Origin of the sequence: Nostoc sp. WHI (genome assembly GCF_015714725.1) — a bacterium.
Taxonomy (GTDB): domain Bacteria; phylum Cyanobacteriota; class Cyanobacteriia; order Cyanobacteriales; family Nostocaceae; genus Nostoc.
Genome location: NZ_WBKM01000296.1, coordinates 1 through 10701, shown reverse-complemented (window position 1 = coordinate 10701; position 10701 = coordinate 1). Strand labels below are relative to the sequence as shown.

Genomic DNA, 10701 nt, shown 5'->3' with positions numbered 1-10701 from the left:
GTTATAACTTAGAAGATACTAAGGCATCAGGAAAACGGTTAATTTCTCTAATTTTATTAATCTCGCTTGCCTATACATCTGCAACTATATCTGGTCAAGAAATTAAACGTATGGGTGTTCAAAAATATGTCGGTCGAATTAAAGAATCGGGGCGGACAGTTCGCCGTCATAGCAGTTTTTATATTGGATTATATGGAGCTAACTGGGTCAATTTTATGGAAAATTCTTACGAACTGGTGGCGGAGTTAATGACATTAGCTCCTAATAAGCGAAAGTATTATCAACAAGGAGAAAGGGCTATGAGGCTTATTTTATCTGCATTCTAGCCCTTTTTGTCCCCCCGTAAGCATCTGTACCGTTTTTGCCAAAAGCTGTGAAGTAGAGTGTGCCATCAACGTTGGTTAAATTATTTGGAGTAGAACTAACACTACTAAAGTCAAGGCGTGTGGGGGTGCCATCAGTGCCTAGTTTCCACAGTTTAGTTCCATTAGTTCCATCATTCGCTGTGAAGTAAAGTGTGCCATTGACATTGGTTAAATTAGTGGGATTTGAACTATTGCTGCCTGGATTAATATCGATAATACTGGCAACACCTGTTGTTTGATTAACTTTCCATAATTCCGTGCCATTGATATCGTTGTCAGCGATGAAATAAAGAAAGCTTCCAATATTGATAAAGTTGCGTGGATTGGAACCGTAAGAGCTTTGGTTAATGTCTTGAGTAAGACTTGTGCCAGCCACCGTTCCATCAGTTGCCCACAGTTCTATCCCTTGGGTGCCGTTATCAGCCGTAAAATAAAGTTTGCCGTTGCTATATGTAAGGTTTCCTGGGTTAGAACTACTACCACCGACTTGAATATCTCTCAGGAAAACAGGACTACCAGTTATCGGGTCTAGTTTCCATAACTCTCGACCAAGAGGAGTTGTGCCATTATAGCTTTCTGCGGTGAAATACAGAACACCATTGACATTAGTTAAGTTAGTGGGACTGGAATTACCGCTACCAAAAACGATATCAATAACACTAGGAGTTCCTGTAGTGGGGTCAATCTTCCATAGCTCATAACCGTTAGTGGGATTATATGCTTGGAAGTAGAGTGTGCCATTGACGTTGGTTAAATTAGTTGGATTTGAATTTCCTGAACCTGGATTAATATCAATAACACTGGGAGTTCCTGTAGTGGGGTCAACCTTCCATAGTTCATAACCGTTAGTGGGATTATATGCTTGGAAGTAGAGTGTGCCATTGACATTGGTTAAATTAGTTGGATTTGAATTTCCTGAACCTGGATTAATATCTATAACACTGACAACACCTGTTGTTTGCTCAACTTTCCATAATTCAGTGCCATTGATATCGTTATCGGCGATGAAATAAAGAAAGCCTCCAACATTGATAAAGTTCCGTGGATTGGAACTATAAGTAGTTTGATTAATGTCTGAAACTAGGTATGGAGTAGATGACATAAGTTTTAGTAGGTGTAAATAGGTGTTTAATCAAGTACTAAAATGAGGAATATATTCCTCAAAACAAGTCTCAGTAAAAAGGAGACTATTGTACAATAGTCATGCTCATGCAGTAGCAGGACTATGTGTTACTGCATAACAATGACTCTTGATTCGAGTCAAAATTCAGTCTCAAATGAAAACAGGTAATAGCGCAGCGTATCAGCCTGTTTTCTCGCTTAATTAGCTATTCAGGGATCAGCAATTATTTGGATAGCAATCTGCAATCTGCTTCATTTTATTTTGCTCCTAGCAGATTTGCACACTGATAAATACACCTGCTTTGGTGTTAAAGTTTACGTAAGTCTATGTCTGCGACTTGGTATTTAATTTTCCTGCTATACCCGCAGAATCACCCCAGCCACTGCACCCAATCAGGAGCCGCCGCCACCAACTGCCCAAACATTACAGGCTCCGCCTCCTCAAAAGCCAACATCACCCCCCAACGCTCATCACTTGCCAAGGTACTGAGAAACTCTTTGACAGCCTCAACCCCAATTTCCACCCGCTCTATTAACCTCGCCGTATAACATTTAACCTGCTGCCACCAAGAATCACAACAATTCGCAATTTCCAATGACGCTCGCGGACTCGCTAACGCAATTCGCAATGAGCTAACGCCCCGCTCCGCTAACGCAATTAAGAAAATTCAAGACTTTGGTAATTCGCGTGGTATTGAAATACTTAACCCAGCATCACCCCACACACTCAACCCACTCACACCCCACAGACCGACACCCCACCGCGAAATTAACCCAAACCTGCCACTGTCCCAAATACTCATTCCAAAACGGCTCACCATCAGCCACCCCAACAGCCTCGCCCACTTTGGAGACTAATTCTTGGTAGAAGTGACCAGCAGCTTGTAAACCCTGGCGTAACCTCAACTTCAGCCCAGACCAGCCCTGAACAGTATTTTCTTGGGGTGTGTCACTTACCAACGAATCACAACCTATATTATTAGTGACTGACACCAAATCTAAATTATCTAACTGTGATGTTGTGTCACCAACCAACGAATCACAACTTATATTAAAGAGTCAAAACCGCAAAACAATCTTGAGGTACAGTCATGAGGAAAGAAGCGATCGCTTAATACTTGCATCTGTGCAACAGATTATGCTGGGGCATCTACCCGAAAACAGATTTGTACACAATTAATAAATTCTTACAATTAGGGACTCGTATTTTTCATAAATTTGGTGTACCTTGTTAATTTCGTGCTTTATATTTATACCTAACTTCTCCCAACTTTACTGCCATCCGATTTTTGAGCCAATGCCTTCGAGAGAAAAGCCAATGAATACTTCTAATGATATAGATACCAAGAAGATCATCAAAAAATCTGATAAGCTTACCCTGAGACAGATGAAGCTAATCGAGGAGGCTGAAGACCAGCTTCTTCAATCTGATACCCTCAATTCTTCAACTCCTGCGGTTGAGGACAAAACAACAGCCATTTCTCCTCCAAGAGAACCTGACTATATTCCATTGCGTGATAATCCTCCAGTACAATCTGTGGGCAATTCCGGCTGGCAGATTTCTGATGTCTGGCGGGATCTGCGCGTGGATGATTTCTGTGGGGGTTAATATTTTTTGTAAATCACTGTCTTGCCTTGCCTCTATTTCTTGAACCTTTTACTCTTCTCGAAACACGACGTTGTGAACGTTTAAGAACCTTCTCTCCGATGCGAAGAAACTTTGGGTTTTCAACCATTGTTCCATCTGAATCAGTGTAGTATTCCTTAAGTCCAACGTCTAAACCAACTGTTTTACCAGTTGGTTCTATATTCTCAGAGCGGTCTACATCAATACAAAATAGCATGGTGCTTTTAACTTGGATAGAGCAGGTCTTGTGTGGGATTTAACGAAAATACGGAACTATATCATCTGCTAAGGAATGCGGCACTCTGCGCTCGCCAAATCATTGCAAATGCTTAACCCTCTAAAATATAACGATAAATAATTAAAAATCAAGAGATAAAAGTACGGATTATTTTCGTACTTTTGTCGATTCCCTTGAAATTACCAGATATGAGATAGTGAAAGCAATTCGCAGTTCGCACTCTTGCTACGCCCCGATGTGCTAACGCAATTGTGGACAAAATTAGAAATTAACCAGTTGAGTACAGAGCTAATATCCTTAACAGGATGAGCATGGTGTTCAGGGGCGAACGCATCTAAATTACTCTTATTAATTGCGAATTGCGAATTGATATATCGCCCTCTACAGCAGAAAAGATGGTAGAAGTTTGGCATTTTTGGGAATTTGAGCATTTCTCGACCAATATTGTGCGAGTGATAGATGCTCCGAGTGGATTAGAATTATTCGCTGTTGATGTATTCCAAATAGTTGCCCCAGTGCTTAACGATGAAAAAGTAACATTAATAAATGCTAAAGCCAATCAGCGATTTGTTCTGATTAATCAGGAAATAGTTATAGTTAACACAATGAATGCTCTTGCTATTCATTCTTTGATCGGGATAGTAAAAGCTGATGTAATCAGGCAATTTATGCAATGGGTGAGAAGCAACATAACGCCTGTTTTTAAGAAGCATATAAATCTGGCTATAGAACCTCGAACAGAATATTTATTTTCCGAAACTAATTTTTATAATCAAGAGTTCTTATATTTGAAAAGTCCTGAAGTCTGGCAGCTACAAAGAGAAAGTATTGAGTTATATTTTGTGGTCAAATTTGCTGATTTATTGATTGCACAAAAATTGGATACATATAATGACTTGATAAAATCGCATAATCCTGATTGGATGATGATTGTCAAACAAGGTTTAATTCTCCCAACTTTGAACTCTCTTACTAATAAAAAAGCAAGTTTTAGCCATCTCAGATATTTGCTACTATACTTCCAAATATTGGAATCAAACGACCGTTAAAGATTAATTATGAGGCGAAGGAAAAAGATGACAGATATTATCAATTCTACTGAAAATACCAATGCTGAAGATCCAAATCAAGAAGAACTTGAAAAGCAAGAAATTACTCAAGTATACCCGCATAGGTTAGTGATAGTAACAGGAGATAAAGGGGGCGTGGGTAAGTCTACTTTTGCAAGGGGACTTGTGCAAACATATCTGGATAACAACAAGACATTTATAGGTTTTGATGCTGATAGTTCCAATTCTCAGTTACTAAGATTCTATGGGCATTTTTGCCATATAGAACCACTTGATATCTTTAGAAAAGGAAAGATAGATCAGTTTTTTGACCGATTGAAAAACATTACTAATCCAGAAGCAGATCAATATGGACATCCGCCACAACCTGAATCTTTAATTTTACTAGAATTGCCACCACAATCTCGGCGAATATTGCAAAAATTCATGGAGGAAATGAATTTTCTAGAAATAGCTCAGAAAGATTATGGTGTGCGGGTAACAATGGTGGTAGTTATTAGCCGTGTTATCGACTCTATTAATCAGCTAATAGATTTATATAGTTTTTGCGGAAATCAGGCTGACTACGTGGTAGTGAAGAATTTATTTTTTGGAGAATCAGATGAATTTACTCGATACGAAAAATCCCCAAAAATCCAGGCGATTAAGGATGAATTAAAGTCCGAAAAGATTCCCTTTGTTGACATCACAATGCCAGAGTTAATATCACACGCTTATGATTACATAGATGAAAATAGTATCACTTTTCAACAAGGGTCCGAGCAAAAGGATATCCCTTCTGTAAGAGCGCGAGTGATAAGTTGGTTAGGAACTTTTAAAAAAGAGATTAGACCAGTAAAAATGTTGTTAGGCTTAGATGATGTCGAACTATAAACGGATGATCATGACTGTCGGTGACTCTCGCGTGGGAAAGTCTACAGTTATTAAACTATTGATTGATTTGTTTCAATCCCAAGGAAAGAAAATCAAAGTGTATAACCATGATAATCCTCAAAGATTAAAGGCTTATGAAGGAGTAGTAATAATTGAAAGTCTAGATTTTTTTAGGCATGACACCGATAAAATTTTAAACAACTTGAACGAACCTGAACTTGACATCATTCTGGTTGAGATGCCAGGGCAATATATAGATAAGATTTGCCAATACATTGTCCAATGCGATTTTTTAAACCTCTTGCCTGAGTATAAATGGGAGCTAACTTTCCTCCAACCCATTTCTCACAGAAAAGATTGTATTGAGTATCTAGATCAATTGATAAATGTCGCCACGGATCATGCTAATTATATAGTGGTAAAAAATCATCATTTTGATACTAGATTTCTTGAGTATCAAGAATTAATCCAAACTAAGTTTCAAATGATCGGAGGCGCTGAAATAGAATTATCGGCACTACATCGTGACCATTATGAAGCCTTAGAGAGAACGGGTAAGCCCTACTTTCTGTGTTGTAAAGATATTTCGATTTATGTGGTCTATCGTATTTATACTTTTTATTGGATAAAAAACTTCTACAACTCAATTTTCAATAACAATGCAGCTATTCAATATTTGGGTTTGAAATATGAAAACAGAAGAAGTGTTACAGGGGTATTCTGATGCCGAACAAAAACGCATAGCTCAAATGTCCCATCAATTAGGAATTGCCTTAGATGACCCGATGTTTCAAATCATGGCAACACTGGGAAGATATGAAGAAACGATGATTGACCTCCAGGCACGAATGGAGGCAATGGTTGAAGCTTGGGCAGTAATGATTGACCAGAAGTTGGAAGCGACAAGTAAAGCCGCTCAGTCGATGCACTACACAGTAGTCTCTTCAGCCGTGCGGGAGGAAATGAAAAGCATAAAACCAACAACCTTAAATACCTCATCAATAGGTAGTGGTCAGTTGGGATTTTGGTCTGTGTCAGCTATCTGTGGAGGAGTAATGGCCATCGGCGCACTTATAGGTTCACTCACAACTTGGAATGTTGTCTCAAATTTGGGTGGAAGTCAGTCAGTTGTTGTATCCGCCAATGACATGAAAGTTTTGCAATGGGCTAAATCAACCCAAGGAAAACAAATGTACCAGTTATTGTTAGACAACCAATCAGCGATCGCTGCTTGTGAACAAGAAAATAAACTACAAGGATATTGTTTGATTCGGATCAAAAAAACTAATAAGTAGTTTATATTGCTCTCAAATTTTCTGCTTCTCGATGACCAAGTTCTTTTAGATGTCCAAGCTCTTTAGCCTTAAGAATAGCATTGACGCGATCGCTAACTCCTAACTTTGAAAAAAGACTGGTGCTGTGTCCTTTAACTGTACTGAGTGTAACAAACAGTTCATCGGCTATCTTCTTATTGGATAACCCACGGGCAATTAAGCTAAGGATTTCAAGTTCTCTAGTAGTAAGCGGTTCTCTGTACCTTTTACCTTTAATTTTTTGGTTTTGACAAGCAAAGTTGAAGGCTCTTTTTGCAATCTCAGGGTCAATGAAACAATTATTCTGGTAGGTAGTATAGATAGCGTGTTTAATTAATTCCAAATCCATTGTTTTCAGAATGTAGGAATCAGCCCCATTTTGCAGAGCCGAATTTACTACATCTTGACTGGAATGATAAGTCAGAACGATTACTTTACTATTCGTATTAGTCTTGATGTTGTAGATCACATCCAATCCATTAATATCCGGCAAGCCAATCTCAACCAAAACAATATCAGGCTTTAGTTGCTGTGCTAACCCTATTCCTACAATTCCAGCGCCAGCTTCTCCGCATACTTCCATATCTGGCTCTTGATTAATAGCTGATTTAATTCCAAGTCGGCTCAGAGGTTCACCTTCAATAATTACTAATCGAATCATTTTGATTACTTCGATTACAGGATTATTAAATATTTATAACATATTTACTTAAATAATTTATTTAACTTTGTTGAAATATAAATATAAGTTTAGATGTTATTACCGGACACATATTATTAAATGTAAAATCAAAACCAGAGTAAGAGGGAATAGGGAACAGGGAACAGGGAACAGGAGAAACTCATGTTTAAAAACATGAAATTGGAATAATGACACTGTTTTTTTCGTTGCACTCTCCGCTCAAAAAACATCTTTTTTTTGATTGAGCTTTAAACTCAGCAACTTTTGTTTTTTATCTGTTCCCTGTTCCCTGTTCCCTGTTCCCTGTTCCCTGGTAAGATGTTAGCTAAAGTTGGGGACTGGCAAGATGCGCTACCTGTATGACACGAAGCTGTGGGACAAGATTGAACTCATAGTTGAAATTTTGATAAGTGTTGCCTTAGTGATTGCCGCAATCATCAAATTTTACGCTCATGACATTTATCAAGCTATGTTCTACATAGCTTTAGCAGTCATCATGTCACCATTCTTAAGACTGCAAAGAGTGACAAAACGTTATCTTTTGGTTACTGCTTTTATCCTGGGAATATTTATGGGCTATTTCAGATGAAAGGAAAAAAGTCAATAGGCTCTCTAATATTTGCTTGACTAATTCTTGTTATAAAGCATCAAAATTTATACTTAGTTAATTTTATCTACGGAAACCAGATAGCTATAAAGCTTATCTAAACATTATATTTACTAATCTTACTGCCAAATATATTGTATTAAATATCTTATGTAGCCAAAAGTACGGTTTTTTTTAGTACTTTAGTTTGTAGGTTTTTTTAGTTTGAACTTGAATAATATTCGTATCGTTTCAGGAGAACGAAATGCACACTTATCCCTACGAGACTGAAAGCTTTGTGAATACAGCAGCACTGCCTCCAGCAAAAAAGAACAGCACGATAGAAAATAGCACACTTACTCTGATGTCCGTAACGGGTGCGTTAATGATAGTGTCCATGTCAGTCCACAACATTTTGTTAGGTGGATTCATGATCACTGCCGCTATTGCAGTAGCGCTACCAAAGCAATCTCTTGCTCTGCTGACTAACTTTGATCAGATACAACGCAAGTATGGAGTTAATCTTTATGCAGTAATGTTTGCGATTTTGACGATTGTTTGTATACTCGACTTTGCAGCAGCACCAGCAAGCGCACAGTTTTTCAATAATGCTCAAACCTGGATGAATGGTGCCTTTGGCAATGCTGCTGGGAATGGTCAAACAACAGCTGTCATCACATTATTCTTCAACGTATTGAGGGGTCTATTCCTACTCTATGTAGGCATCAGTCTAGTCCGAATTGTTCAGGCGGCTCGAAATGATGAAGATTGGCAAACACTAGCCAGAACTCCATTAATTATTGTACTTGCAGTATTTGTAGGAGATTTAGTCACTGGCTTAATTATTGGTGGGGGTGGGGCAGTCTAAAAAAACTTGAGTAATAGGAGTCATCTCTAATTCGCAGTTCGCAATTACGAAAAGCAGCGAACTGCGAAAAGCAGCGAATTGTTTGGTCAATACGACTCTTGAAGGAATGAGAAAAGAAAATAATTTTCGGACTGTAAATAGAATATTAGGAGACAGCCCCCGATTAGGGCCATTTCCCGCCGATCAGATTTTCCCTTGGTCGGTAATAGCCATCCTAAATGTATTCGTTGTTTATTACACCTTTAAAGCCGGATGGCTGGCAACTGGATTAAGTATTGCTTGGGGATGGGCTACTTGGTGGGTATTATCTACAAATAAAGATTTTTTGGGGAAATTTGTCGGCGTACCTCGCATTAGTAGAGGTTATATGCCTTTTCAAACGTTGAAAGGGAACAGGGAACGGGCAAGAGGCAACAGCGAAATCGCCATATTTAAAAGCAAGAGATTTGAATAAGGATGTTCAGATTTTCAAAGTTGTTCCCTATTCCCTATTCCCTGTTCCCTGTTCCCTTTTAATAAGCTAAATGAAACCTCCTAAACAATCAAGATATCCAGATAAATTAGGTAAGAAAACATTAGAAACTGAGCAGATTAACGTTGTCAAAACCATAACTCCTTTCGAGGATATTATTCACTTAGCTGGGATTTGTAACTTAAATCTAGGAGGTAGAAAAGGCATTGGTGCATTAATCCTCAAAAAAGGTGAAGATATTCAAATTAAATTTTGTTTCGATTGCTTAGGGATTCATCCGAATCTAGCCAGTGAACAAATATTACCGATGTTTGAAGGGATAGAAGCGGGATTGAAAGAAATTCCTGAACACGAATCTTTGACCATACATCTAGGGTCATTTACAGATGATTATGAACGACAACAAGAACTAAGAACAATTGAAACCAACTGTCAAATAGAGCAATTAAAACTCTTAATACGCAGTGAAAGATTACGAGTAAAAAGCTTAACTAAAACTGGAGTACGTAAAAACAAGTTTTTGAGATTATGGTGTACTTATACTGTTGCCTCTAATGATGAACGAAGTAAAGATTTTGTGGAGTCTATCATTAGAAAATTAGAAAAAGGTTGGTATAACTTTACAGGAGAAATCCACTCTATTAATAACACCAGGATTGAAAATATTCTGCAAAATTCCTTCAATGATGGCTTTCAAACGTGGTCGGCTTTACTTAGCAATAAGATGAAATTAGGTGTTAAAGCTTTGAGTGCCGAAGAAATCTGGTCGGTAATCTGGCAACAATTTAATCATTCGGAACCAACAGCAATCCCTAACCCTTTAAAAATCAATGAAATAGATAAATTAATCGAAACCCAAACAAGTGATTTTCACATTCGACATCATATATTAGAGAATGAGCAATCAGTGCCATTTTTTGATAGGAAATGGGTAAAAATCCAAAATAAATATCTGGGAGCGCTCAACTTCAGTCAAAAACCAGGGGGCTGGATAGACGAACAAGCACAATTAAGATATTTATGGGAATTGATATCTAGGGATAGTATTTTTGCTTACGGGGGGACAAAAAGGGCTAGAATGCAGATAAAATAAGCCTCATAGCCCTTTCTCCTTGTTGATAATACTTTCGCTTATTAGGAGCTAATGTCATTAACTCCGCCACCAGTTCGTAAGAATTTTCCATAAAATTGACCCAGTTAGCTCCATATAATCCAATATAAAAACTGCTATGACGGCGAACTGTCCGCCCCGATTCTTTAATTCGACCGACATATTTTTGAACACCCATACGTTTAATTTCTTGACCAGATATAGTTGCAGATGTATAGGCAAGCGAGATTAATAAAATTAGAGAAATTAACCGTTTTCCTGATGCCTTAGTATCTTCTAAGTTATAACCACCGCTCTTAAAATCTCTAAACATCTCCTCAATATCAAACCGTTGTTTATAAGCAATAATCGCCGAATCTAAATCATCTAAATTA

Annotated in this window: 12 protein-coding genes and 4 pseudogenes; 10 read left to right on the top strand and 6 right to left on the bottom strand. The window is 38.0% G+C overall.

The features are described 5' to 3' along the window. Nucleotides 1-326, top strand: a pseudogene (locus F8S12_RS30830) (IS4 family transposase); the annotation flags it as partial. Here the strand turns inward: F8S12_RS30830 and F8S12_RS30825 are convergent. The 3 genes from F8S12_RS30825 to F8S12_RS30815 all read right to left on the bottom strand — a co-directional run bounded on the left by F8S12_RS30825 (nt 307) and on the right by F8S12_RS30815 (nt 2522). Continuing rightward, on the bottom strand, nt 307-1467 hold the full coding sequence (locus F8S12_RS30825; protein ID WP_196520053.1) for an ELWxxDGT repeat protein: 1161 nt from the start codon (nt 1465-1467) through the stop codon (nt 307-309). The pseudogene F8S12_RS30830 and the gene F8S12_RS30825 overlap by 20 nt on opposite strands. Nucleotides 1468-1858: 391 nt before the next feature. Further along, nucleotides 1859-2083, bottom strand: a complete 225-nt coding sequence (locus tag F8S12_RS30820; RefSeq protein WP_196520052.1) for a hypothetical protein — start codon at nt 2081-2083, stop codon at nt 1859-1861. Between the two features lie 118 nt (nt 2084-2201). Beyond that, a complete protein-coding gene (locus F8S12_RS30815) occupies nt 2202-2522 on the bottom strand; it encodes a hypothetical protein (protein WP_196520050.1) in 321 nt (106 codons plus the stop codon). Between the two features lie 283 nt (nt 2523-2805). Here F8S12_RS30815 and F8S12_RS30810 point away from each other — a divergent pair, with 283 nt between their 5' ends. Continuing rightward, complete coding sequence (locus F8S12_RS30810; RefSeq protein ID WP_196520049.1) at nt 2806-3096, top strand: hypothetical protein; 291 nt, start codon at nt 2806-2808, stop codon at nt 3094-3096. Nucleotides 3097-3112: 16 nt separating this feature from the next. Here the strand turns inward: F8S12_RS30810 and F8S12_RS30805 are convergent. Further along, nucleotides 3113-3325 (bottom strand): annotated as a pseudogene (locus F8S12_RS30805) (transposase); the annotation flags it as partial. Nucleotides 3326-3747: 422 nt separating this feature from the next. On the opposite strand from F8S12_RS30805, the gene F8S12_RS30800 reads away from it, so the two are divergent. Genes F8S12_RS30800 through F8S12_RS30785 form a run of 4 tightly spaced genes read left to right on the top strand, consistent with a single transcriptional unit; the run spans nt 3748 to nt 6590 of the window. Continuing rightward, a complete protein-coding gene (locus F8S12_RS30800) occupies nt 3748-4401 on the top strand; it encodes a hypothetical protein (RefSeq protein ID WP_196520047.1) in 654 nt (217 codons plus the stop codon). A gap of 27 nt (nt 4402-4428) precedes the next feature. Beyond that, nucleotides 4429-5295, top strand: a complete 867-nt coding sequence (locus F8S12_RS30795; RefSeq protein ID WP_196520045.1) for a nucleotide-binding protein — start codon at nt 4429-4431, stop codon at nt 5293-5295. 10 nt (nt 5296-5305) lie between these two features. Further along, a complete protein-coding gene (locus F8S12_RS30790; protein WP_230968383.1) occupies nt 5306-6019 on the top strand; it encodes a hypothetical protein in 714 nt (237 codons plus the stop codon). Continuing rightward, nucleotides 5985-6590: a DUF6753 family protein gene (locus F8S12_RS30785; RefSeq protein ID WP_196520044.1), complete on the top strand. Its 606-nt coding sequence runs from the start codon at nt 5985-5987 to the stop codon at nt 6588-6590. Before F8S12_RS30790 ends, F8S12_RS30785 begins: the two co-directional genes overlap by 35 nt. A gap of 1 nt (nt 6591) precedes the next feature. Here the strand turns inward: F8S12_RS30785 and F8S12_RS30780 are convergent, their stop codons facing one another. Next, nucleotides 6592-7269: a response regulator gene (locus tag F8S12_RS30780; RefSeq protein WP_196520042.1), complete on the bottom strand. Its 678-nt coding sequence runs from the start codon at nt 7267-7269 to the stop codon at nt 6592-6594. A 367-nt stretch (nt 7270-7636) separates the two neighbouring features. On the opposite strand from F8S12_RS30780, the gene F8S12_RS30775 reads away from it, so the two are divergent. From F8S12_RS30775 to F8S12_RS30760, 4 genes and pseudogenes are all read left to right on the top strand, one after another. Further along, entirely contained in the window at nt 7637-7879 is a 243-nt protein-coding gene (locus F8S12_RS30775; RefSeq protein ID WP_196520040.1) for a hypothetical protein, read from the top strand. Nucleotides 7880-8141: 262 nt separating this feature from the next. Continuing rightward, on the top strand, nt 8142-8744 hold the full coding sequence (locus F8S12_RS30770) for a hypothetical protein (protein ID WP_196520038.1): 603 nt from the start codon (nt 8142-8144) through the stop codon (nt 8742-8744). Between the two features lie 106 nt (nt 8745-8850). Next, nucleotides 8851-9198: a hypothetical protein gene (locus tag F8S12_RS30765; protein WP_196520037.1), complete on the top strand. Its 348-nt coding sequence runs from the start codon at nt 8851-8853 to the stop codon at nt 9196-9198. 70 nt (nt 9199-9268) lie between these two features. Then, nucleotides 9269-10264 (top strand): annotated as a pseudogene (locus tag F8S12_RS30760) (hypothetical protein); the annotation flags it as partial. Nucleotides 10265-10289: 25 nt separating this feature from the next. On the opposite strand, the pseudogene F8S12_RS30755 reads toward F8S12_RS30760, so the two are convergent. Beyond that, nucleotides 10290-10701 (bottom strand): annotated as a pseudogene (locus F8S12_RS30755) (IS4 family transposase); the annotation flags it as partial.